The organism is Bradyrhizobium sp. 22 (genome assembly GCF_000482425.1).
GTDB classification, from domain to species: domain Bacteria; phylum Pseudomonadota; class Alphaproteobacteria; order Rhizobiales; family Xanthobacteraceae; genus Bradyrhizobium; species Bradyrhizobium japonicum_B.
Genome location: NZ_KI519399.1, coordinates 1553617 through 1575858, shown reverse-complemented (window position 1 = coordinate 1575858; position 22242 = coordinate 1553617). Strand labels below are relative to the sequence as shown.

Sequence of the window (22242 nt, the reverse complement as noted above, 5' to 3'; positions counted from 1 at the left end):
CCCGGAATCTCGAGATTCCGGGTTCGGCTCTTCGAGCCGCCCCGGAATGACGGGGAGTAAATCATCGAATTTGCTGCACCGCCCTCACCACGTGTCGATGCACGGCCGCTTCTTCCCCGTCCGCGCCGGCGGCCTCGGCACCGTGCGCGAGCCCGCCATGATCCAGCGCCGGGTCTCGGCGGGGTCGATCACGTTGTCGATCTCGAACACCGAGGCGATCGAGACGGCCTTGCCGTTGGCGTAGAGCTCGGCGACCTTGTTGCGGTAATAGGTCTCGCGCTCCTCGGGGTCAGTGATCGCCTCCATCTCCTTGCGGAAGCCGAGGCGGACGTAGCCTTCGAGGCCCATGCCGCCGAACTCGCCGGTCGGCCACGCCGCGGTGAAGAACGAGGCGTGGAAGCCGCCGCTGATCATCGACTGTGCGCCGAGGCCATAGCCCTTGCGCAGCACGATGCCGAACAAGGGCACGGTGAGGCTCGCGCCGGTCACGAACATGCGCGAGACGTGGCGCACGATCGCGGTCTTCTCGGCCTCCGGACCGACCATGAAGCCGGGCGTGTCGCAGAGCGAGACGATCGGCAGATCGAAGGCGTCGCAGAGCTGCAGGAAGCGCGCGGCCTTGTCGCCGGCATCGGCATCGATAGCGCCGCCGAGATGGCGCGGATTGTTGGCGATCAGGCCGAACGGTTTGCCTTCGATACGGATCAGCGCGGTGATCATGCCGACGCCGTAGTCGCGGCGCAGTTCCAGCACGCTGTCCTTGTCGGCGACGAGGTCGATCACGCTGCGGATGTCGTAGACGCGCAGCCGGTTCTCGGGGATGGCACGCCGAAGCAGGCGCTGGTCGGCGGCTTCCCACTCCGTCACCGCGCCCTGGAAGTAGGATAGATATTTCTGCGCGACGGACGTTGCCTCCTCCTCGTCCTCGACCAGGATGTCGATGACGCCGTTCGGCGACTGGAACGAGACCGGGCCGACTTCGGCCGGATGATAGACGCCGAGGCCGCCGCCCTCGATCATCGCGGGGCCGCCCATGCCGATGGAGGCATTCCTGGTGGCAATGATGACGTCGCAGCAGCCGAGCATCGCGGCGTTGCCGGCGAAGCAATAGCCGGAGACGACACCGACGACAGGAACGAGCCCGGACAGCCTTGCGAACTGCACGAAGGACGGACCGTCGAGCCCGGTCATGCCGAGCCGGTCGGTGTCGCCCGGCCGGCCGCCGCCGCCTTCGGCATAGAACACCAGCGGCACCCGCCAGTCCTCCGCCAGCGTCAGCATGCGGTCGATCTTCTTGTGGTTCATGTGACCCTGCGTGCCGGCCAGCACGGTGTAATCATAGGCCACGACGATGCAGCGCGCGCCTTCGGGGCCGAACTTCTCGCCGTTCACCGTGGCGACGCCCATGACGAGGCCGTCGGCCGGCGTGTTCTTGATGAGGTCGTCGAGCTTGCGCCGGCGCCGCTGCGCCGCGATCGCAAGGCTGCCGTATTCCATGAACGAGCCTTCGTCGACGAGTTGGGCGACGTTCTCGCGCACGGTGCGCTGGTTGGTGTTGCGGCGGCGCTCGATCGCGGCCGGGCGGTTCGCATCCAGCGTGTTGGCCTGACGGGCGATCAGCTCGGCAAGATCCGGGCGGATGTGATCGAGATCGATATCGGCTTCGGCCGTCGTGCGATCAGCCGCAACGTCGAGCGGCTCCAGATACAGGATCGGCTCTCCATGCAGCAGCGTAACGCCATCGCCGGCGACGAGCTTTATGACCCGGCCGCCCTGCTCGGCCATGACGAGATGCTCCATCTTCATGGACTCGATCACCGCGAGCTGCTGGCCCGGGCGCACGATCTCGCCTTCCTTCACCTGAATGGTGACGATGGTGCCCTGCAAGGGCGCCGCGACCATCACCGCGCCTTCGGGCACCACTTGCGCGACATGCGCCTCAGCGTGCGCGCCGCTTCGTTCCACCGCCGCGAAGTAGAGCGGCTTGGCCGCGCCATCGGCGGCCTCGACCAGCTTTGCAATGTTGCGGTCGATGAAATCGGTCGCGATGCGGTTGGTCTTGAAATCGGGATGCGCCAGCACCGCCTGGAGGAAGGCGATGTTGGTGACGACGCCGTCGATGCGGAACTCGCGCAAGGCACGCGATGCCTTGGCGACCACGTCGTGCCAGGCTTCGCCCGGCGTATGCACGATGACCTTTGCCAGCAGCGAGTCGAAGGCGGCGCTGGTCTTGTAGCCGGCATAGCCGAAACTATCGACGCGCACGCCCGGCCCGGAGGGCGGCTCGAACACGGCGAGCACGCCGCCGGTCGGATGCGTCGCACCTGACACGTCCAGCGTCTCCATGTTGACGCGGAGCTGCATGGCATGGCCGCGCGGCTTCGGGATGGAGTCCTGCGCGAGGCCGAGGGACGCCAGCGAAGCCCCCCCGGCGACCGCGAGCTGGGCGCGGACGAGATCGAGGCCGAGCACCTCTTCGGTCACGGTGTGCTCGACCTGAAGCCGCGGATTGGCCTCGATGAAGGCAAAGCTGTCCTCGGCGGTGCCATCGACCAGGAACTCGAACGTGCCGAGATTGTCGTAGGCCGCGGCCGCTGCCAGCTGCCTTGCCGCATCGATGATGCGGCCGCGCAGGGGATCGCTGAGCGAGGGGCTGGGCGCCACCTCGACCAGCTTCTGGTGCCGCCGCTGGATGGTGCATTCGCGCTCCCAGAGATGGGAGATGGCGCCGTGGCGATCGCCGATGATCTGCACCTCGATATGGCGCGCCTGCCGGATCAGGCGTTCGGCATAGACCCCCTCGAAGCCGAAGGCGGCCTTGGCCTCCGACTGGCATCGCGCATAGGCTTCCGCGAGATCGGAGGCGTTCTCCACCACGCGCATGCCGCGGCCGCCGCCGCCCGCCATCGCCTTGATCACGATCGCCGCGTTGCTGCCGAGGGAGGTGAAGAACGCCGTGATCTCCTCGAGGCTCGACGGCCCGCTGGTGCCGGCGATGATCGGCACGCCATAGCGCTTTGCCAATTGCCGTGCCGCGACCTTGTCGCCGAACAGCTCGAGCGCCGCCGGCTTCGGGCCGACGAAGGTAAGACCTGCATCGGCGCAGGCCTTGGCAAAGCCTGCGTTCTCGCTGAGGAAGCCATAGCCGGGATGCACGGCGTCGCAGCCGGCGCCTTTCGCCGCCGTCACCACCGCATCGATGTCGAGATAGGCCCGCGCGCCGCGGCCGGGGATTTCGACCGCCTCGTCCGCAACGCGCCCATGCAGCGACAGCGCATCGTCGGCGGGATGGATCGCAACCGTCGCGATGCCGGCATCGGCCGCAGCACGCGCGATGCGGATGGCGATCTCGCCGCGATTGGCGATCAGGAGCTTCTTGAACGACATGGCATCTCTCACTCAGGCCGCAGCAGAACGATTGGGATCGAGATCGTGCCCTTCGGCCAGGCCTTGTCCCACGGGCCGCGCAAAGGTGGCGAGGTCATCCTTCTCGTCGCAGCCCGCGTTCATGACGTTCTTCCCGTGTTGCTTTTCTTCTCGCGATGGCACGCAGGTGCCGTCGATCGACGTCGTTACACGTCGAGCACGGCAGAGGTCATGTCAAGAAAAACAGCACCGGCGTCGCAGCCGATGCCGCGGCGCGGAAATAGTCCGACGCCTGGCCCCGGCATTCGAATGTAAACCTCTTCAAATCTAGAACACCTCGATATCGGCCTTCCGCGCGTTGACTTGGCGGGGGCTCTGGCAGAACGATCGGTGCAGACAACCAGCGCCAGCCGTGGCGTGAGAGCAGCCAAGGGCTAGAGGCTCCATGCATCCATCGACATCATCAAGGTCTCTCGACCTGCCCGCCCTGAGCGCGGCGGAACGGCTCTTCCTCTGGGGATTCCGGGCCAAGGCACGCAGCGGAGGCGCCGTTCCGACCGCCACCGACATCCAGGAGGTGTACGACCATTTTCGCGTGGGCGATGCCGTGGCCTCGCTGGAATCCATCATCGAGATATTCGCCTGCACGGCCCATACGGCCATCGAGGTGCATTGCCCGACCTGCCCGCGCGTGTCGGACAGCGAGCGGGAAATCCTGCATGCCATCGCCGCGGCACAACAGGAACGCATCGACCTCGTGCGCGAGCGGTTCGAGAGCTGGCTGCCGCCGGTCGGCGCCGATTGGGCGCTGGCGCCCGTGCGGGGGCTCGCGACGATCTTCCGCATGGCCGGCCTCATCCTGCCCGACCGCCAGGTGAGGTCTTTCGACCATGACCGCACCATGGCGATGAAGAGCTGGCTGGTCGGAAGCCCGACGCTGCACTGACGAGATCGTTCATGCCTCCTGATACTTGCGGTTCCGCGACGGCCCCGGACGCCGGTCAGCCGCGGCTCTGTCCGCTCAGGGCCGCGCTTGCGGCACACCCTTGCGTCGAAAGCTGCGACGAGTTCTGCCGGGTCGCACTGTCGCTGTTCCGGTTCATCGGGGCGGCCTATACGACCGGCGCGTCCGATTGCTGGGAAGCGGCCTATCGCTTTGCCGACGAGGCGCCGGGCGTCTCCGACAGTCCGCTGCTGGTGGCACGCGCCGCCGCGCTGGTCCGAATCCTGCGCAGCGGCCGGCCATGCGAGCTGTGCTTCATGCCGCCGTCCTGCCGGCGGCTGTCGAAGGACGAGGCCGGATTGATGCAATTGCTGGCGGTCGCGCGACGCAAGCAGCCGGGCGAGCTCGAATCCATCGTCTGCCAGCTGGTCGGCTCCGGCAAGGAAGACGCGGCGACACGGGCGGTCAACGCGCTTGCCCTGTGCTGAGGCCTCGGCGGGCCCTGGACGCACAATCTCGGCCTGCATCGAGTCATCCGAATCCTGATCCGCGTTCAGAGCCTTACTCGTTCGCAACGCACGCCGCCATGATGCCGTCGAGCTCGGCGCGCGAGAGCACGCCGAGCTCGGCGATGAAGACGATCCGCGCGCGCGGCACGCCCGGCGCGGGCGCATCGGCAGGGGCGAGCGTGGCGCGGCCGCCGGCGAATTGAAACACCATCCGGCGGCCGGGCTGCTCGACCGTCTCGAACAGACCCTTTGCGCGTGCCAGCTTCGGTGCCAGCTGGCCGATCGCCTGCTGCAGGCGCGGCAGCGAGAGCGGATGGTCGGAGGTCCAGCTCAGCGTCTCGAAACGGTCCTCCGCCGGCCGTTTCGGCCCGGGGCTGCGTGGCGCGGGCGCACGATCGACATGCGCGGGAAACAGCAGCGCGGACGGAATTGCGCCGTGTGGCGCCTCGACGACCACGGCGGGAACGCGCTGAGCGCGGATGGCGGCGCGCATCCGCGTCGCCGCGCCCTCGTCCGCCAGATCGAGCTTGCTGAGCGCCACGATGTCGGCGACGCGCAATTGCGAACGCTGGAGGGCATCGTCGAGGGCGGCCGGCGGTGTGCCGGCATCGATCACGCACAGCACCGTCTCCAGCAGCGCCTCGCGCAGGATCAGCGGATCCATCAGATTGCGGACGATATCGGCGGGATCGGCGACGCCGCTGGTCTCGATCACGATATAGTCGGGCTTCGGATCGCGCCGCAGCAGCGTCGAGAGCGTGCGCAGGAGATCGCCTTCGAGCGAGCAGCAGATGCAGCCATTGGCGAGGCTGACCACGCCGTCGCTGGCGCCCGCGACCAGCTCCGCATCGATGTTGATGGCGCCGAAATCGTTGACGACGGCGGCAATGCGCCGTCCTTGCGCATGCGCCAGCAGGTGGTTCACGACAGTCGTCTTGCCCGCCCCCAGAAAGCCCGTGACCAGCAGAATGGGGACCGGCATGGGTCAGCCCTCGACGACGGGGCGGCGCACCGGTTTTCCCGGCCGCGCCGCGACGTCGAGAATGCCGTCATTGATCAGCACCTCGCCGCTGACGATCAGGTGCCGCACGCCTTCGGAGGGACGGTTCATCGCCGTGAAGGTGGCGCGGTCCGAGAGTTTTTCGTAGTCGAACACGACGATGTCGGCATCGGCATCTTTAGCAAGCCGGCCCTTGCTGCGCATCGCCGGCGTGCTCTGCGACAAGATCTCGGCCGGGATCAGCGCGCATTTGCGCACGCCTTCCAGCAGCGACACCGTCTTGCGCTCGCGCACCCATTCGCGGATGAATTTCGTGAAGCAGCCGGCCGAGCGCGGATGCGAGGTGGCATCGTCAGGCAGCGGCCAGGCATCGCCGGTGTAGGTCTTGCCGTCAGAGGTCGTCCACGGCATCGCGTCGGAGGCGATGGCGCCGCCGGGATAGAGCACCGACATGTCGAGCAGGTCGCGGTGATGCGCATTGTGCTCGGTGTCGAGGATGTGCCAGAGCACGAGCGCGGACGGCTCCTCGGCCTGCGCCTTCAGGAGCTCCTCGCGGTCGTGGAAGCGATAGCCGTCGGTCACGCGCTGCACGGAATCGTAGCCGGTGCCGTTGCGCTCGACGAATTCGGGGTCGCTGAAGAAGGCGGCGGCCAGCACGGTCGAGCCGGTGCCGTAGGGATAGGCCTCGACCGTGATCGGCAGGCCCTGTCCCTGCGCCTTTTCGATCAGCGCGCGGCAGCGCTCGACGTCGGTCTTGCTCGACGAGTTGAAATGGCAGATGTGCATGTGCGCGCCGGTGGCGCCGGCATAGCCGATCAGGCGGATATAGGCTTCCACCGCGCTCTCGGGGTCGATCCGCGACATGAAGGCGACATGAGTGAAGGTCGGCACGTTCCTGGCCGCGGCCAGCTGGCAGACCGCGGTCAGCTCCTGCACGCCGGCGCCCGGCGCGTAAGCATTGAGGATGCCGATACCGATGCCGCCTTCGTTGAGCCCGCGTCCGAGGCGCTCGAGAATGCCCGAGACCTCCGCCTCGGTCGCGACATTGTCCATCCAGCGGCGGTCGCGCATGGCGTTGCCGAACGCCTCCAGCGAGCTCTCGGCATTGGAGCCGGTCATCGCGCCGATCCGTGCGAAGGCCCAGTTGGTAGCGGCGCCGTAGTTCAGGACGCGGCCTTTCCTCGCCTGCCGCTCATACCAGGACCCGACCGGCAGCACGCCGGCTTCGAGATCGAGCGTGGTCGTGACGCCGTCGAACGCCTGCATGCGGTCGGCGGGGATCGACTGGCCGTGCGCGTGCAGATCGATGAAACCGGGCGCGACCACGAGCCCGGTGGCATCGATCACCCGCTCGGCGCCGCCGAGCGATGCGCCGACCGCGGCGATCCTGCCGTCCACCACCGCCACATCCCCCACGGCATCCATGCCGCTTGCGGGATCCACCACCCGGCCGCCAGAGATCACCAAGCCGCCCATATCGTCACTCCGAAAAGCTATTGCCAAAGCCGCCAAAGGCCCGGCAGCAGCTTTGGAGGCGGAGACCGGCCGCATCGCGCACCGTCCCGGCGCGTATAGAGGCAGATTCTCGGGGTAACGACTACCGCCGCCGATGCCGACGCATCATGCGGAATCGTGCGCGCCGTCAGAGCCCGTCAAACCAGGATTTCCACTTGGGCACGGCCGTCGCGAAGGTGCCGCGATGGCTGGTGCTGCCGGTCGAGACGGCTTCGACTGCCGGGTTGCCGGCGCCGATCGCGCGCTGGTAGGTCATGGCGAGCTGGCCGAGACCCACGGTGATGGCTTCGTCGGTGTCGCCATAATAGTTGCGGACCGGGCTTTTGACGATCCAGCGATACGCCTGTGTCTGCGCGACGAGCCGGCCGTAAGCCGATGCCGCGAAGAACTGGGGATCGAAATAATCGGCGCGGATCAGCTTGCGCAGATCGGTCGGCACGTCCGCAGCGTTGAACGGTTCGCGCATGTAAGCCTTGCGCGACACGTCGTAATAGGCGTCCGCGATCAGCGAGCGCGCGAGCCCGGGAACACCGTAGTAATTCTCGAAGGAGAACGCCGTCAGGATGAACAGCGAATTCACCCAGCTCGCATCGTTCTTGCGCGGGAAGCTGAGAAAGCCGTTCAGCGCCACGAACGCGTCGACCGGCGCGCTCGCGGTGGCGGCGGCGTCGACCTTGACGCCCGATTGCTCGAGCTTTTCGAGCATGGCCATGGTCACGAACCCGCCTTGCGACCAGCCCGCGAGATACAGCTTGGTCGTGGCGAGCTTGAGATGATCGAGCACGGCGCGGCTTGCCATCAGCATGTCATAGGTTGCCTGCTGGTGGCTCGCCTTCACCATGTAGCCTTCCGGCTCCGACGACGTTCCGAGCCCGAAATAATCGGCGCCGATCACGGCGTATCCCTGGCCTGCGAACTGGGCGATCATCAATTGGGTTTCCGGAGACTGCTGCGGAAAGGAGGGGACCTCCTGCTTCCCGTAGACCGTGCCGTGCTGATACGACACCAATGGGAACGAGGTGCCGCTGTCCTCGGGGATCGCGAGAAGTCCGGACGCGATCGTCGGCTTGTTGCCGCGCTCGGGCACGACGGACGAATAGGTCACGCGATAGAGGCGAACGGCATTGCGCGCCGGGCTGTAGGCTGTCGTGATGCCGGCGAAAGCAGGCGTATCGACCTGCAGGATCTTGTTGAGCTGCTCGGCATCCCAGCGCGCGATGCGCTGGTATTCGATGCCGGCCGGCAATTTGACGACCTGGCCTTCCTGCGCATGGGCGGAAACCCCCATGAGGAATTGGACGACAAGCAGGAAAGAGAAACGCCAAGCCGATTTCATGCAAGAGACCCGTGGTAGGAGACCGCAAATGACAAAAGACAGGCCTACACGGGTACGGTTGAGATTCGGTTGCGCCTGGCCTCGCGCCAAGCTGAAACCGGCCCGTGAACCGTGCGCGATTGTCGCAGGTCGATCGGGCACGCGTTCGCGCCCTCGCGGCATGATTTGCCCGAGCTTTGCTTCTCTTCACACCCTCTCGAAGGAAAGGGCGCAGGGAAGGCCGGGCGCCGGCCGGCACCCGTAAAGACCCCCGTGCTGAACAGATGCACACGCAGTGCACAGGGGAGACACAGGGCAGCCGAAACCAGGCCTTCCCTGCGCGATGGTTTGACGGCCTATGCCGCGCTCTCCCGGGAGCCGAACTTTCCTTTGGCCTCCCTCGCCCCGCGAATTGGATGATGCAGTCTGCCCGGTCGGGCTCGCTGGCATCTCCGCAGACAGCTTGACCGTAGCAACGACGGCCAGGACCACACGGTTTCGCCGCACGCAAGCAGCGCCGTTCGTCTTTGCGGGTCACGCATGCTCACGAGGTTGATCTCGCCCTGCACGCGCAAGCTCCGCCTTTAACGCCGCCCGCGTCCATCGCAACTCCCAGCCCGCGCTCGAAACGACGTACGACCGCCCCTGTGGTGGGCTGGGATGGTCGACACATACGACAAATCCGAATTTCGGTAAAGTGGAATATTTTTGGCCGGAGGGGTTGACAAGCGAGCGAGGTGTTTTGCCCGAGGCGAAACCCGGCTCTACTTCCACGACGAACGTAATCCTGTATTCTGCGTTTCGTGGAGGAAGCCATGCCGACGAAGTTCGCAAAAATCAGAGAGGCATTCGAATTCGCCAACACGAGCGGCGACATGGGGATATTCCGCGCCTATGTCTGCAGACAATCAGGAGAGACCTACTATTGGGCCGATGAAATGTATTCGGAACCGCTCGACGAACTTCCTGACGACATCGAGGATGCGACAAAGTACGTGAGGCTGCCGGACAAGCGCGACCTCGACCTCGGCAAACCCCTGGTGCTGGCTTTCGTCCGCGAGTTCCTGCCCGGTGATTTCGACGATGTCCGCTACTTCATCAACAAGAGGGGCGGTTATTCGAAATTCAAGGCGCTGCTCGCCAGAGGCCGCGCAATCGAGCGCTGGCATGCTTTCGAGAATGAGGCGACTGAGCAGGCCTTGCGCGAGTGGTGCAAGGAGGAAGAGATCAGCATCGAGGGCTAGACGACACTCTTCCTCGTCGTCGCCGCATTGCGTACAAGGCTGGCGATGGTTTCGCTGGAACCTCAACCAATTCTGCGCCGCCGTCATCTCGCCCCCATTGTCATTCAGGGAGCTGACGGGCAGCGCAATCGGGGGCGAAGTTCCAAGGTTCCCAGTGATAGACCGACATCTACTTCAAGCAAATCCTTCCATGTCGCGCCGCGCTCTGCTCGGCGGGCTCCTATCGGCGGGCAGTGCCCTGGCGCTCGGCGGCTGCGCCGGCCTCGGCGCGACCGGCGCGCGCTACGACGCCTCGTCGCTCTCGGTCGATCCCACCCTGCTCGTCGCCACCACGCGCAAGCCCGCGAATGGGGCGCGCAGCAAACCCTGGTTCGGTCCGGAGCGCGCAACCAGCATGACCGTGGCGCGGGCCAAGCTGGTGGCGCCCGACGAGAGCCGCCTGTCGCTTGCCTCGGTCGGACTTGGCGGTTGGCGTCTCGATCGGATCGAACCGGTGCCGGCCGACGCCGGCGACCTCGCCGCGCAGGCCGGCGGAGGCGACGTGCTGATCTATGTGCACGGCTTCAAGCAGACGTTCGAGACGGCGGTGCTGGACGGCGCCTATCTCTCCGATGCCATCAGGTTCCGCGGCCGCACCATGGTGTTCGCCTGGCCCTCCAAGGCCGGGCTGTTCGACTACGCCTATGACCGCGACAGCGCGATGTGGTCGCGCGACGATTTCGAGCGCGTGCTCTCGTCGCTGGTATCGGCGCCGGGGACGGGCCGCGTCCACATCGTCGCGCACAGCATGGGAACCATGCTGACGTTAGAGAGCCTGCGCCAGCTCCATGCGCGATACGGCGAGACGGTGACGGGCAAGATCGGCGCGGTGGTGTTTGCCGCGCCCGACATCGACATGGACGTGTTCTCGTCGGCGGTCCAGCGCATCGGCCCGCTGGCCGGCAAGATCACGGTGATCGCCTCGACCAACGATCGCGCTCTCGCGCTGTCGGGACAGCTCGCAGGCGGAATGACCAGGGTCGGCGCCGCCGAGAAGGCCGCCATCGCGCAGCTCGGCGTGCGCGTGATCGATGCGTCCGCGGAAGGCTGGGGCATCATCAACCACGATTTGTTCCTGTCGAATGGGGAGGTGCAGAAGGTGATCCGGCGGTCGATCGACGGGACGACGGCGTGAGGGGTGGCGGTCGGTGGGGCATCAGGTTGACGCAGCGTGATCGATGACGCCAAAAGCGACAGCAATTACGGCGGCAACCTCCGTTCGACGATGATCCGTACCGGAGGAAAAACGACGGAGTCCACCACGTCGAACAGCACTTCGATGCTGCGATCAAACGCACGTGCAAAGGCCATCGCCTCATCGCGCCACTCATCGGCAACGGCGGTGCCGAGCGTGCAATGTGGGGTCCAGGCGCCGGGCCGGTAATGAGGGCGACAATGCGCTGGATCGATTGCCACGCTGATGGCGGCGTGGATACGAGCCAGGATTTCGTTGGCCTCCGGCTCCGCCCAGAGAACGAGCGGCGGACCCTCGAACCAGCGAATTCGTTTGAACTCGATGCGCAGTTGCCTCTGGCCGGCAACAGCTGCCAGCATCGCATCCCACGCGGCCTTCTCGTCAACCGCCGGCGAGTCGTAGATCGCAAATGTAAAATGAGGCCGATAGCCGAGGGCGCGCATCGAGGGCTCAACCTCGAATACGGCAACCTGATCCCAGAGCCGCTCGATCTCGCCGGCTGACTCGTTGTCGGCCCGGATATTGATCGCCAACGCCACAGGTTCACCCAAGGGGTGGAACATCAAATCGAGATCAGAGGGAAGGACTGGCTTGAAGACAATGGCGCTCCCTAGGGGAATCGAACCCCTGTTTCAGCCTTGAGAGGGCCGCGTCCTAACCGCTAGACGAAGGGAGCGTGAGGGCTAGCCAATAGCCTCGAAATTTGTCCGCCGCAAGGACCCCGGCGGGCCTTTTACGGCTCATTGGCGAATTTCAGCCGTCCGGCCGGCTTCAGGGTATGGGCGTCGAAGGTCCGGATCTCGATCACCCCGCCGAGATCCAGCGTGACCACGAGACGGTCGCCGGCAACCCCGGTCGAGACGATCCTGGCGCCCTTCGGCAGGGTGGCGGTGACGTCGCCGGCCGCCTCCGGCGCCCTTCCCTCCGACTTGAAAAGGCGGTAGCCCACCGCGATCAGCACGGCGCAGATCGCCAGCGCCGTGGTCAACCCCGCGATCAGCATCATCCGCCGCACCCGCGCGAACAGCGCGGCCTGCTCGGGGGTCGGTTCGGGAACAGCAGTGTCAGACGTCGTCATGGAAAGTCTTGGCCCCAAGGGTCTTGGTTCAGCGCAGAGGTTAGAGGTCGTGGTCGCCGGCGACGAAGGATCGGCCCGGCTCGACCGCGTGCTGGCGGCGCGCCTGCCGGAGCTGTCGCGGTCAAGGCTCAAGACCCTGATCCTGGCGGGCGCGGTGAGCCTGAAGGCGGCCCCGATCCGCGACCCCGCTTATCACGTCGCATCCGGGGATACGATCACAATCGACGTTCCGGAGGCAGCGCCCGCCGAGCCCAAGGGCGAGCAGATCGCCCTCGACATCGTGTTCGAGGACGACGACATCATCGTGATCAACAAGCCGAAGGGACTGGTGGTGCATCCTGCCGCCGGCCACGAGACTGGCACGCTGGTCAACGCCCTGATCGCCCATTGCGGCGCCTCGCTGTCGGGCATCGGCGGGGTGCGCCGGCCCGGCATCGTGCACCGGCTCGACAAGGACACCACGGGGCTGATGGTGATCGCCAAGAACGACATGGCGCACGCCTCGCTGTCGGCCCAGTTCGCCGATCACGGCCGCACCGGCGAGATGCGGCGCGGCTACATGGCCTTTGCCTGGGGCGTTCCCGGCCGGCACCGCGGCACGGTCGATGCGCCGATCGACCGCCATCCGCATGCGCGCGAGAAGATGGCGGTGCGCCAGGGCGGCCGCGAGGCGGTAACACATTGGGAGATCCTGGAGAGCTTTGCCGGGCGCGACGGCAAGCCCGTGGCCTCGCTGCTCGCCTGCGAGCTCGAGACCGGGCGCACCCACCAGATCCGCGTGCACCTCGCCCATATCGGCCATCCCCTGATGGGCGATGCGGTCTATGGCCCGCATTTCAAGACCAAGGCGAACCAGCTCGGTCCCGAATCGCAAGCCGCCCTCGCCGCGCTCGGACGGCAGGCCCTACATGCTTACCTTCTGGTATTGGAGCACCCGAGGAGCGGAGAATTACTGCACTGGGAGGCGGCTCTACCAGAGGATTTGCTTCTCCTGCAAAGCACCCTGAAAGCGGCGCTATGACGCAGCCGCTTTAGGAAAGGCGTTACATTACAAAAAGTTATAGCGGCCACACGGGGACGTGACGTCAGCAATCCTTCCCTTTTTGCCCCCCGATGGAGTATATTGCGCCTGCGTTGGAATGACCGACGCGGAACATCGCAGCCCGACCGGCTTTGACACAGCGGTCGTCTGCCTGGCCCGCCGCTATCGGGGGCCTGAACCTTTGGAGGGCGCACCATGGCCCGTACCGCTGCTTTGCCGGTCCTCAATGGAGAATCCGGCCTATCTCGCTACCTCGCCGAGATCCGCAAATTCCCGATGCTGGAACCCCAGCAGGAATACATGCTCGCCAAGCGTTGGCGCGAGCATGACGATCGCGACGCGGCGCACCAACTCGTCACCAGCCATCTCCGGCTCGTCGCCAAGATCGCCATGGGCTATCGCGGCTACGGCCTGCCGATCTCCGAGGTCGTCTCGGAAGGCAATGTCGGCCTGATGCAGGCGGTGAAGCGTTTCGAACCCGAGAAGGGGTTCCGTCTCGCCACCTACGCCATGTGGTGGATCAAGGCGTCGATTCAAGAGTACATCCTGCGTTCCTGGTCGCTCGTGAAGATGGGCACCACCGCGAACCAGAAGAAGCTGTTCTTCAACCTGCGCAAGGCGAAGAGCAAGATCAACGCGCTGGACGAAGGCGATCTGCGCCCCGACCAGGTGAAGATCATCGCCAAGCGCCTCGGCGTCACCGATCAGGACGTGATCGACATGAACCGCCGCCTCGGCGGCGACGCGTCGCTCAACGCGCCGATCCGCGACGACGGCGAAGCCGGCGAATGGCAGGACTGGCTGGTCGACAACACGCCCAACCAGGAAGCCATGATGGCGGAGCACGAGGAGTATGATCACCGCCGTGAAGCGCTGAACGGCGCCATGGGCGTGCTCAACCCGCGCGAACGCCGCATCTTCGAGGCCCGCCGCCTCGCCGATGAGCCGATGACGCTGGAAGACCTTGCCGCCGAGTTCGGCGTGTCGCGCGAGCGCGTCCGCCAGATCGAGGTCCGCGCCTTCGAGAAGGTGCAGTCCGCGGTCAAGGGTACGATCGCAAAGGCCGAACAGGCAGCGCTGGAAGCCGCGCACTGAGCGGGGCTTCGCCGCGAAGAGAGATTGGCGGATCGAAAGAGACAGAAAGCCGGCGGCGACGCCGGCTTTTTTGTTTTGGGTGTAAGCATCGTTCGGATGCGAAGCCAGCCCACCCCTGCTGTCATGCCCCGGGAAAACCGCCGCAGTCCACACCCCTCCGCCGTCAAAGAACCGGCTCGCCTTGAACCCGCGCTGCCGATCGGCCGACCCAGAATGATCGGACCGATAGCAGCGAGTGGACAAGCGCCGTGTCGATCATCCTGCAATCCACCGTCGGCGGCTTCTCGGGCGACTTCATGCGCAAGCTGCCGCTGGTCGAGCAGGCCATGCGCGAGCACGGCCTCGAGCCGTCCGAGTTCGTGATCTCGAAGGATTATGCCGGCACGGCGACGATCCCGCTGTTGGGCCCGTTCTTCTACAGCTACAGCGTGTTCTTCGGCGGGGAGCAGTTCACCGTCACCGAGCCGAACGACATGGTGTTCCTGGACTACTTCTTCAAGCGCGTGCTGGCCGTCGACGCGCCGCCGGAGGTGCCGCGCCGGCCGGGATTGATGACGCGGCTGTTCGGCTGGATGTCGCAGCCGGTGAGAACTCCGTTGTCATTCCGGGGCGCGCCTCTTGGCGCGAACCCGGAATCCATCTGGCCGCAGAGTTGGTGGATGAGTGGATTCCGGGTTCGCGCTGCGCGCGCCCCGGAATGACGGTTCTCACTCCCCCCACATCCGCGCCAGGGTCGCGAGCCAGCAGCCTTCGCAATAGCGCGCGTCCTTGTAGTCGATCCAGTTGTGGGCGTAGACGCGGTCGAGGGGGATGCCGTAGCGGGCGCGCAGCACCTTGACGAGGATCTTCCACGCCACGACCTGCGCCTCGGTCGGGCCTGCGGCGACGTCGGGATAATTGCCGGCGAACTCGACGCCGATCGAATTGTCGCGCACGACCTGGCGGTAGGTCGGGCCGTTGTCGATGTACTTGTTGTCGTTGCGGTTGGCGCCGTCGCCATGGGTCGGCACCAGGTTTTCGGCGACTGCCCAATAGACCGTGCCGTCGGTCTCGACCCACACCGTGACGCCGCGGCGGGTCGGGGCCTTTGCCTGCGCCAGCGCGCCGCCGCGCGCCGAGCCCGCCGGCCCCTCGGTCTGGTGCACGATGATGTTGCGCCAGGGTCTTGCGTTGCGGACCTCACCCCACGGCGCCAGCCAGACGATTCTGAGGCCGGGAATCTCCGGCGTGCCGGAGGCGCGCGCGAGCCTTGTCAGTTCGGCGTCCTCGGCGACGGCGGGGAAAATCAGGCAGAGAGCGGCGAGAGCGGCCGCGAGCAGGCGGGCAATCATCATGCGGGGTCCAACGGGGACCGCAATCTAGCATGGCCTCAGGCGAAATGGTGCGAGGCCTCGCGCGAGTCGTTCGGCTCGGGCGACAGCGGCGGCGCCGGATCGTAGACGGCAAAGTCGTTCTTGCCGTTCTTCTTGGCGGCGTAGAGGGCGTGGTCGGCATTGGCCATCAGGCGGTCCGGGAACGCGCCGATGCCGTGATCCCATTGCGCGACGCCGATCGAGATCGCGATCGGGATGTCGTTGCCGGTGCAGGCCTCGGCATCCTGGCGGCAGACCTCGAGCACGCGGCGAGCGATCATCGCGGCCTCGCGCAGGGACGAGGACGGCAGCACGACGCAGAACTCGTCGCCGCCGGTGCGGGCGAGCATGTCGCCGGGCCGCAGCCGCGTCTGCGCCATCAGGGTGAAGTGCTTCAGGCAGGCATCGCCGGCGGCATGGCCGTGGGTGTCGTTGATGGTCTTGAAGCCGTCGAGATCGATCACCAGCAGCGAGAACGGCTGATGGCTGCGCTCGGAGCGGGCGCATTCCTCGGTCAGGCGCTGCAACAGATGCCGCCGGTTGGCGACGCCGGTGAGGTCGTCGAGCAAGGCGAGGTCGGCGACCTCGTTGCGCAGCCGCTCGATCGCCATCAGCAGGCAGGCGAAATTCCAGCCCATGGCCAGAAACACCAGCAGCAGGATCATGATGGACTGCAAGCCGTTGAAGTTGATCGCCGTGATGGCGCCGCCATAGCCGAGCAGCGCCGCGCCGGAGCGGACGGCGTGAATCGACAGCAGCAGAAATCCCACGATCGCAGCGAGCCGGGCGCCGGGGTTCTCCCGGCCGCTCTGCTCGCCGATCAGCAGCGGCAGCGTCAGCAGGATCGGGGTCGATTGGGCCAGCGAGTAGATCACGACCCGCATCGGCATGTTGTCGACGACGACCAGGAAGAACGCGAGCCCGGCGGTCGCGAGCAGCGAATTGACGATGGCGGCCGGCCAGGACACCGGCCGGTGATAAAACCGCGCCACGCCCATGCAGGCGAGCCAGGACGAAAAGATCATGATGCCGCCGCCGGCGATCAGCGGAAAGCGCGGGTCCATCACGTCGCGCAGCATCGAGATCGCCGCGCCTGATGCGGCCAGAAACGCGGCCGCCGTCCAATACCGCGCCGCCTCGAATTTGGGATAGGCGCGCGCCACATAGGCCCAGACCATGCCCAGCGCCAGGAAGTTGATGACGATGACGGTCCAGAGTGTCGGCACGCTCAGCATGGCGACTGCGGGACGCGCATGGTCCCGCCCTCTTCGTTTGGCAAACGTCCGTACATTACCCCGCCCCCGTGTTCTTGCGGAGGATCATGCGCGCGACGCGCTTAATGGAGTCTCACCGCAATCGCGCAAACTCCGGCGTTGGTTTTGGATTGATGAATCCCGAAAGCGGCCTCCGGCATCGTTAATCAAGCCCTGCCGCGCACGCGTGGGCCGCGCCGCGGCGGGGGCGTGAAGCGGATTCGCGCGGCAAAATCACCTGAAAATGCATCTGGGCTGTGGATAACGCGATGACATGGATGTGACAGCGCGGGGCAGAGACCTGCGAATCTGCTGAGCTTGCGCCTGAGGATGTTGCGAGGCTGGCCCTCCGCCGAGCATCCCTCGTGTCGCGTTTCACCATTAACCCTTAAGAGGATCCTATGGCTAAGAAAGCGAAGAAGGCGACGAAGAAGAAGGCGAAGAAGGCCAAGAAGGCGAAGAAGAAGTAACGAGGCTTGTTCTTTGCCCGGGTGGAGCCTCGCTCCGCCCGGGCGTCGGGTGAGAGTTCGGAGGCGGCGGGCACGAGGCCCGCTTTTTTATTGGGTGAAGAAGCCTACCGCTCCGCAAGCGCCAGCTTGGCGCCGAGCGCGGCGAAGCCGGCCGCAAAACTGCGGCGCAGCCAGGCCATGACGCGGGGGCGGGAGATGACGCGCTCGCGCACCGAAGCCGCGCAGAGGCCGTAGACGACGAACACCGCAAAGGTCATCGCCATGAAGGCGCCGCTCAATTCCAGCATGCGCGCCAGCACATGGGCCTCGTCCGCGGCAATGAACTGCGGCAGGAAGGCGAGGAAGAAGATCGACAGCTTGGGGTTGAGGATGTTGATCAGAAAGCCGGTGACGATGACGCGGCCGCTCGAACGTTCGCGTATATTGCCCTCGACCGCAAGCGCCCCGCTCTCGCGCAGCGCCTGCCAGGACATGTAGAGCAAATAGAGCACCCCGCCCCATTTCAGCGCGGCAAAGGCGAGCGCGCTGGTGTGCAGCACGGCGGCAAGCCCCAGCATCGCCGCCACCATGTGCGGGACGATCCCGAGCGTGCAGCCGAAGGCGGCGGCAACGCTGGCGCGCGAGCCGCGCGTCAGCGCCGCGGCCAGCGTATAGAGCACGCCGGTGCCGGGCGAGGCGACGACGATCAGCGAGGTGAGCAGGAAGGACCAGGACATGGGCGGAAGCTATCACCCGGCATCGCGGCGGGGAAGCCTACGCTCCTGGAAGTGCACTCCTGCGTCTCAGGACAGCTGCGCGAGCTCGGCTTCACGCAGCACGTCGAGCGGCGCCCAGGGCTTGGCCCAGAATTTTGCGCCCGCGGGCAAGGGCTGCTTCAAGGGGCGGCCGGAGGTGACGACGACGTCGAGCCTGGGATTGCGATCCTTGGCGACATGGGCAAGCTCGACCCCGTTCATGCGGCCGGCGAGCTGCACGTCGGTCATCATCAGGCAGAGCGCGCCGGCGCTCTTCTCGAGCACGCGCTCGGCCGCCTCGGCGCTCTCGCACTGGATCACCTGATAGCCACTCTCTTCCAGCAGGAGACATAGCATCTCGCGCTGCATGACGTCGTCCTCGACGATCAGCGCGGTAGCTCGGAATGGTTGCGCTTGTCCCATCGGCGTCTCCAATGCTCGCTTGCGTAACGTATGTTAAGGATCAAATTCGCGTGGAGTTCGGTTCCATTATGAAAAAATGTAAAGCATAGTTCCATCTGCGGGAGTTCGACGGGGGAAACATTGTGACAGCGATTCGCGGCGCCGCCGCCATCACGGGAGCCGCCAGCGGCATCGGCCGGGCGCTGGCCATCGAGCTGGCGCGGCGCGGCTGCGATCTCGCGCTCGCCGATCGCGACGAGGCTGGGCTGAAGGAGCTGGCGGCGGAGATCGGACGAGACCGCAAAGTCAGCGTGCATCGCGTCGACGTCGGAGAGCCCGCCGACATCGCGCAATTCGCGGCCGAGGCGATTTCCACGCATCCGGAGCTCGGCATCCTCGTCAACAATGCCGGCGTCGCGCTGATGGGCTCGTTCGAGGAGATCGACCAGGCGCAGATGGACTGGCTGTTCGACATCAATTTCTGGGGCGTGGTGCACGGCACGCGCGCCTTCCTGCCGCATCTGACGACGAGGCGCGAGGCGCATATCGTCAACCTGTCCTCGATCTTCGGCATCATCGCCCCGCCCGGACAATCGGCCTATGCGGCGGCGAAATTCGCGGTGCGCGGCTTTTCCGAGAGCGTGCGGCACGAGCTCAGCGTCGCGGGAAGTCCCGTCAAACTGTCGGTGGTGCATCCCGGCGGCGTCGCCACCGCGATCGCGCGCAATTCCCGCACTGGCGTCGGCGTCACCGACAATGCGCGCCGCGCGCAGTCGATCGAGCGGTTCGAGAACGCGGCCAGGACCTCGCCGAAGGAGGCCGCGCTGCGCATCATCAAGGGCATCGAACGGAACGAGCCGCGCATCCTGATCGGCAACGACGCCCGCTTCATGGACCTGCTGCAGCGCTTCCGCCCGGGCTCCTATTGGGCACCACTGCAGCGGCGGCTGGAGAAGATGGCGAAGGGGACGTGAGCATTCCTGCCCACCCTCCCCTGGAGGGGTCCGGGACGAGCGTAGCTCGCCCGTGGGTCGGCTCACGTTGAGCGCAGCGAAATGTGAGACGGGGTGGGGTGACGGTCTCTCCACATCCGACACTGCCCGAGTGGAGAGATCACCCCACCCCGCTCGCGCTGCGCGCGATCGACCCTCCCCCTCCAGGGGAGGGTGAAGTCACTGCCCCGCCAAACGATCCGCGAAATAACCGATCGTCTTGCGATACACCACCGCCCTGTTCCACTCGCGCATCGCCTCGAAATTGGCGGTGCCTTCGCCGTAGGGCTGGCCCATCTTGAAGCCGCTCGTGTGCAGCAAATTCGCGGTCGAGGCGAGCACATCCGGGATGCTGTGCCGGAGATCGACATGGCCGTCGCCGTCGAAATCGACGCCGTACTTGATGTAGGACGACGGCAGGAACTGGGTCTGGCCGATCTCGCCGGCAAAGGCCCCGATAAGGTCGCGCAGCGGCAGGTCGCCGCGCTGCACGATCTTGAGCGCGGCGAGCAGCTCGCCCTGGAACAGATCGGTGCGGCGGCAATCATGCGCGAGCGTCGCGAGCGTGCGGACCACCGGCATCTTGCCGATGTCGCCCTTGCCGAAATCGCTCTCCAGGCCCCAGATCGCGACTAGGATGTACCTGGGCACGCCGAACTTCTGCTCGATGCGCGAGAGCAGCGCGGCGTGGCGCTGCAGCATCGCGCGGCCGCCATTGATGCGGCCCGGGCCGACGCGGGTCGAGACGTATTGCTCGAAGGTCTTGTTGAAGGTGTAGCGCTGGCGGCGGTCGAAGGCGAGCACCGCAGGGTCGGGAGCAACGCCGCTGAGCGCCGCATTGGTGATGCTCGCCGAGACGCCGGCCGCCTGCGCCTCCTGGGCCATGGCGGCGACGAAGGTGTTGAAGTCGCCGCCGCAGCGCGCGGCCTGCGCCGAACCGCCGAAAAGACACAGCACCGACGCGGCGGCGAGAAGCAGTCTCAGCATATGAAGCAATCCCTGAAAAAATGCGCGAAGCAGCGCGCGGATCATGCCCGGGAAAGAGGCAAGCGTCAAAACGGCAGGCTTGATCCGCGTCAAGCCGTCTCACTCCCTGCTTTCTAGATTGCCGTCAACAGGAGAACCGCAGGAGACTTACCCATGACCGGAATACCCTGACCGCCGAACAGATCCGCAATGCGCCCGCAGCGGTGCGGCAATGGATCGAGCAGGAGGTGATCTCTTCGCTCGGCCTTACGCCCCGCGCGCCCGTGACGATCCCGCCCCAGGCGTCCCATCTCGTCGCCTGCAGCGTGGAGGACGTCGCCGGCGTGCTCGAGCACGTCAGGGGCGTGCTGCCGGCGGTCAACGTGCTGCTCGAGCTCGGCCGCCCCGGCATCAGCTTCGGCCAGCCCGCGGTGATGACGTTCCGCCTGATGGACATCCTGCACCACACCCGCCTGCACGACGTCGGCGAGGTCATCACCTGCCTCGAGATGATCAACCAGGCGCTGGTCGAGGTGAAGCGTGATCCGTCGGTGCGGTTCTGCGGCTTCGACAATGAAGGCCATTGCCTGATCGCACCGCCGACGCAAGCAAGCATCGCAACGCTGTGGCAAAACATGATGGAACGCCAGCAGGCCGGGCAGCGCGCGGCCGCCGGCCTAGCTGCGCCGGCGGCGTGAGGGGAATGGTATCGCGCCAAGTCCTCCGCTCGTCATTCCGGGGCGCGACGAAGTCGCGAGCCCGGAATCCATCAGGCGGCAGAGACGGTCGATGAATGGATTCCGGGCTCGCGGTCATCGGGCCGCGCGATGCGCGATCCCGATGAACGCGCCCCGGAATGACGGATGAGAGAGTTGGCGCTATGATGCCGTTGCTTGCGCCGCGATCGCCGCTTTCAGCCAGCATGAAGCAATCAGCCATGTCCAACCCTCAGCCCCCTCGCCGCTCCCTGCTCCGCATCCCCCTCTTCCGCCTGCTCGCCATCAACCTTGCGATCGGCGCCTGCGCCGCGGCGCTGCTCGTCGGCGGGCTGCTCTGGCTCAATCCCGGCCATCTGCGCGAGCTGATCTTCGCCGATGCTTCGCCCGGCGTCGCGCTGGGGCTGCTGCTGGCGTCCTTCCTCATCACCTTCGGCTCGGCCGCGATGGGCAGCGCGATCATGGCGCAGGGGCGGAAAGAGGACAGCGGCAAAGGTGGCGGGCACGGATCGTCGCGGCTCGCCGTGCAGGAGGTGGCGCAGCGCACGCACGCGCGATGAGATACGCGCCGTCATGCAAGCCGCTTCACGTCATCTGCGCGCAAGCGGGAGGACGTGCAGGCCAGCGCAACTTTCCGACAAGAACGCGGCCCACATGCGTGCGGCGCGAGGACGCCAAGATGAACAAAGTGGTTTGAGATCCAAACAATTGCTTCGATGTGGCACCACATCACACATCGCGGCCAACGCATATCTGATGCGCTCGCCGCGACATCGCTGCCGCCGTGATTCATCTTGCCATCGCAGCGCGGCTTCTATACCCTTCTATTTTAGGTTGTCGCCCCGCCAGCCCCGGGTGACACTGAAGACCAAAATAAACGGCGGGCTTCGGCCCGCCGTTTATGAGGCAAGCATTGGTGAGACGGGCGTCTTCGATGCGCCGGGTCCGCGGCCACGGCTCCGCGTCGCCCCCGAAAGGCGCGCAAAGTCATTTGACTATGGCGCTGCTATCGACGA

21 protein-coding genes and 1 tRNA gene are annotated in these 22242 nt (G+C 66.0%); 10 read left to right on the top strand and 12 right to left on the bottom strand.

Translation table 11 applies throughout. The annotated features are described in order from the left end of the window. Positions 1-84: 84 nt before the first annotated feature. Complete coding sequence (locus K410_RS0108840) at positions 85-3387, bottom strand: acetyl-CoA carboxylase family protein (RefSeq protein ID WP_028134511.1); 3303 nt, start codon at positions 3385-3387, stop codon at positions 85-87. Positions 3388-3811: 424 nt separating this feature from the next. Here K410_RS0108840 and K410_RS0108830 point away from each other — a divergent pair, with 424 nt between their 5' ends. Together K410_RS0108830 and K410_RS0108825 are read left to right on the top strand one after the other, a co-directional pair. Beyond that, complete coding sequence (locus K410_RS0108830; protein WP_028134510.1) at positions 3812-4312, top strand: hypothetical protein; 501 nt, start codon at positions 3812-3814, stop codon at positions 4310-4312. An 11-nt stretch (positions 4313-4323) separates the two neighbouring features. Beyond that, on the top strand, positions 4324-4797 hold the full coding sequence (locus K410_RS0108825) for a hypothetical protein (protein ID WP_028134509.1): 474 nt from the start codon (positions 4324-4326) through the stop codon (positions 4795-4797). A gap of 73 nt (positions 4798-4870) precedes the next feature. Here the strand turns inward: K410_RS0108825 and K410_RS0108820 are convergent, their stop codons facing one another. The 3 genes from K410_RS0108820 to K410_RS0108810 all read right to left on the bottom strand — a co-directional run bounded on the left by K410_RS0108820 (position 4871) and on the right by K410_RS0108810 (position 8621). Then, on the bottom strand, positions 4871-5800 hold the full coding sequence (locus K410_RS0108820; protein ID WP_028134508.1) for a CobW family GTP-binding protein: 930 nt from the start codon (positions 5798-5800) through the stop codon (positions 4871-4873). Between the two features lie 3 nt (positions 5801-5803). Next, entirely contained in the window at positions 5804-7294 is a 1491-nt protein-coding gene (locus K410_RS0108815) for an amidohydrolase family protein (protein WP_028134507.1), read from the bottom strand. 166 nt (positions 7295-7460) lie between these two features. Then, positions 7461-8621 (bottom strand): alpha/beta hydrolase family protein, encoded by a 1161-nt coding sequence (locus tag K410_RS0108810; protein ID WP_080672219.1) that lies wholly within the window; start codon positions 8619-8621, stop codon positions 7461-7463. A gap of 842 nt (positions 8622-9463) precedes the next feature. On the opposite strand from K410_RS0108810, the gene K410_RS0108805 reads away from it, so the two are divergent. Beyond that, a complete protein-coding gene (locus K410_RS0108805; RefSeq protein ID WP_028134505.1) occupies positions 9464-9892 on the top strand; it encodes a hypothetical protein in 429 nt (142 codons plus the stop codon). A gap of 190 nt (positions 9893-10082) precedes the next feature. Further along, positions 10083-11066, top strand: coding sequence for an alpha/beta hydrolase (locus tag K410_RS0108800; RefSeq protein ID WP_049819968.1), 984 nt, complete (start codon positions 10083-10085; stop codon positions 11064-11066). Positions 11067-11131: 65 nt separating this feature from the next. On the opposite strand, the gene K410_RS0108795 is transcribed toward K410_RS0108800, so the two are convergent. The 3 genes from K410_RS0108795 to K410_RS0108785 form a co-directional block, all read right to left on the bottom strand. Then, positions 11132-11665 (bottom strand): 2'-5' RNA ligase family protein, encoded by a 534-nt coding sequence (locus tag K410_RS0108795; protein ID WP_028134503.1) that lies wholly within the window; start codon positions 11663-11665, stop codon positions 11132-11134. 62 nt (positions 11666-11727) lie between these two features. Beyond that, positions 11728-11802: transfer RNA gene (locus K410_RS0108790), tRNA-Glu, on the bottom strand. A 57-nt stretch (positions 11803-11859) separates the two neighbouring features. Further along, a complete protein-coding gene (locus tag K410_RS0108785) occupies positions 11860-12204 on the bottom strand; it encodes a hypothetical protein (RefSeq protein WP_028134502.1) in 345 nt (114 codons plus the stop codon). Between K410_RS0108785 and K410_RS0108780 the strand changes: the two genes are divergently transcribed. From K410_RS0108780 to K410_RS36625, 3 genes are all read left to right on the top strand, one after another. After that, complete coding sequence (locus tag K410_RS0108780) at positions 12095-13225, top strand: RluA family pseudouridine synthase (RefSeq protein ID WP_433994207.1); 1131 nt, start codon at positions 12095-12097, stop codon at positions 13223-13225. The two genes, K410_RS0108785 and K410_RS0108780, sit on opposite strands and share 110 nt — an antisense overlap. A gap of 216 nt (positions 13226-13441) precedes the next feature. After that, entirely contained in the window at positions 13442-14341 is a 900-nt protein-coding gene (rpoH, locus tag K410_RS0108775; RefSeq protein WP_028134500.1) for an RNA polymerase sigma factor RpoH, read from the top strand. Between the two features lie 248 nt (positions 14342-14589). Then, positions 14590-15042 (top strand): hypothetical protein, encoded by a 453-nt coding sequence (locus K410_RS36625; RefSeq protein ID WP_245269344.1) that lies wholly within the window; start codon positions 14590-14592, stop codon positions 15040-15042. Between the two features lie 6 nt (positions 15043-15048). On the opposite strand, the gene K410_RS0108765 is transcribed toward K410_RS36625, so the two are convergent. The 4 genes from K410_RS0108765 to K410_RS0108745 all read right to left on the bottom strand — a co-directional run bounded on the left by K410_RS0108765 (position 15049) and on the right by K410_RS0108745 (position 18573). Then, a complete protein-coding gene (locus K410_RS0108765) occupies positions 15049-15675 on the bottom strand; it encodes a peptidoglycan recognition protein family protein (protein ID WP_028134499.1) in 627 nt (208 codons plus the stop codon). A 35-nt stretch (positions 15676-15710) separates the two neighbouring features. Further along, entirely contained in the window at positions 15711-16928 is a 1218-nt protein-coding gene (locus tag K410_RS0108760; RefSeq protein ID WP_028134498.1) for a GGDEF domain-containing protein, read from the bottom strand. A gap of 592 nt (positions 16929-17520) precedes the next feature. Beyond that, complete coding sequence (locus K410_RS0108750) at positions 17521-18132, bottom strand: LysE family translocator (RefSeq protein ID WP_028134497.1); 612 nt, start codon at positions 18130-18132, stop codon at positions 17521-17523. 66 nt (positions 18133-18198) lie between these two features. Next, positions 18199-18573, bottom strand: a complete 375-nt coding sequence (locus K410_RS0108745; protein ID WP_028134496.1) for a response regulator — start codon at positions 18571-18573, stop codon at positions 18199-18201. A 122-nt stretch (positions 18574-18695) separates the two neighbouring features. Here K410_RS0108745 and K410_RS0108740 point away from each other — a divergent pair, with 122 nt between their 5' ends. Further along, positions 18696-19526, top strand: a complete 831-nt coding sequence (locus tag K410_RS0108740) for an SDR family NAD(P)-dependent oxidoreductase (protein ID WP_028134495.1) — start codon at positions 18696-18698, stop codon at positions 19524-19526. Positions 19527-19724: 198 nt separating this feature from the next. On the opposite strand, the gene K410_RS0108735 is transcribed toward K410_RS0108740, so the two are convergent. Next, complete coding sequence (locus tag K410_RS0108735; protein WP_028134494.1) at positions 19725-20531, bottom strand: lytic murein transglycosylase; 807 nt, start codon at positions 20529-20531, stop codon at positions 19725-19727. A gap of 167 nt (positions 20532-20698) precedes the next feature. Between K410_RS0108735 and K410_RS0108730 the strand changes: the two genes are divergently transcribed. Together K410_RS0108730 and K410_RS0108725 are read left to right on the top strand one after the other, a co-directional pair. Further along, positions 20699-21208, top strand: coding sequence for a hypothetical protein (locus K410_RS0108730; RefSeq protein WP_028134493.1), 510 nt, complete (start codon positions 20699-20701; stop codon positions 21206-21208). A 239-nt stretch (positions 21209-21447) separates the two neighbouring features. Then, positions 21448-21786 carry a hypothetical protein gene (locus K410_RS0108725; RefSeq protein ID WP_028134492.1) on the top strand — a complete coding sequence of 113 codons (339 nt, stop codon included), beginning with the start codon at positions 21448-21450 and terminating at the stop codon, positions 21784-21786. Positions 21787-22242 lie beyond the last annotated feature (456 nt).

What these genes read in the sequence shown, in the direction of transcription:
- K410_RS0108825 (WP_028134509.1), top strand. Translation starts at nt 4,324, where the DNA reads ATGCCTCCTGATACTTGCGGTTCCGCGACGGCCCCGGACGCCGGTCAG.
- K410_RS0108765 (WP_028134499.1), bottom strand. Translation starts at nt 15,675, where the DNA reads ATGATGATTGCCCGCCTGCTCGCGGCCGCTCTCGCCGCTCTCTGCCTG.
- K410_RS0108820 (WP_028134508.1), bottom strand. Translation starts at nt 5,800, where the DNA reads ATGCCGGTCCCCATTCTGCTGGTCACGGGCTTTCTGGGGGCGGGCAAG.
- K410_RS0108725 (WP_028134492.1), top strand. Translation starts at nt 21,448, where the DNA reads ATGTCCAACCCTCAGCCCCCTCGCCGCTCCCTGCTCCGCATCCCCCTC.
- K410_RS0108750 (WP_028134497.1), bottom strand. Translation starts at nt 18,132, where the DNA reads ATGTCCTGGTCCTTCCTGCTCACCTCGCTGATCGTCGTCGCCTCGCCC.
- K410_RS0108800 (WP_049819968.1), top strand. Translation starts at nt 10,083, where the DNA reads ATGTCGCGCCGCGCTCTGCTCGGCGGGCTCCTATCGGCGGGCAGTGCC.
- K410_RS0108745 (WP_028134496.1), bottom strand. Translation starts at nt 18,573, where the DNA reads ATGGGACAAGCGCAACCATTCCGAGCTACCGCGCTGATCGTCGAGGAC.
- rpoH (WP_028134500.1), top strand. Translation starts at nt 13,442, where the DNA reads ATGGCCCGTACCGCTGCTTTGCCGGTCCTCAATGGAGAATCCGGCCTA.
- K410_RS0108815 (WP_028134507.1), bottom strand. Translation starts at nt 7,294, where the DNA reads ATGGGCGGCTTGGTGATCTCTGGCGGCCGGGTGGTGGATCCCGCAAGC.
- K410_RS0108805 (WP_028134505.1), top strand. Translation starts at nt 9,464, where the DNA reads ATGCCGACGAAGTTCGCAAAAATCAGAGAGGCATTCGAATTCGCCAAC.
- K410_RS0108735 (WP_028134494.1), bottom strand. Translation starts at nt 20,531, where the DNA reads ATGCTGAGACTGCTTCTCGCCGCCGCGTCGGTGCTGTGTCTTTTCGGC.
- K410_RS0108760 (WP_028134498.1), bottom strand. Translation starts at nt 16,928, where the DNA reads ATGCTGAGCGTGCCGACACTCTGGACCGTCATCGTCATCAACTTCCTG.
- K410_RS0108840 (WP_028134511.1), bottom strand. Translation starts at nt 3,387, where the DNA reads ATGTCGTTCAAGAAGCTCCTGATCGCCAATCGCGGCGAGATCGCCATC.
- K410_RS0108785 (WP_028134502.1), bottom strand. Translation starts at nt 12,204, where the DNA reads ATGACGACGTCTGACACTGCTGTTCCCGAACCGACCCCCGAGCAGGCC.
- K410_RS0108810 (WP_080672219.1), bottom strand. Translation starts at nt 8,621, where the DNA reads ATGGGGGTTTCCGCCCATGCGCAGGAAGGCCAGGTCGTCAAATTGCCG.
- K410_RS0108830 (WP_028134510.1), top strand. Translation starts at nt 3,812, where the DNA reads ATGCATCCATCGACATCATCAAGGTCTCTCGACCTGCCCGCCCTGAGC.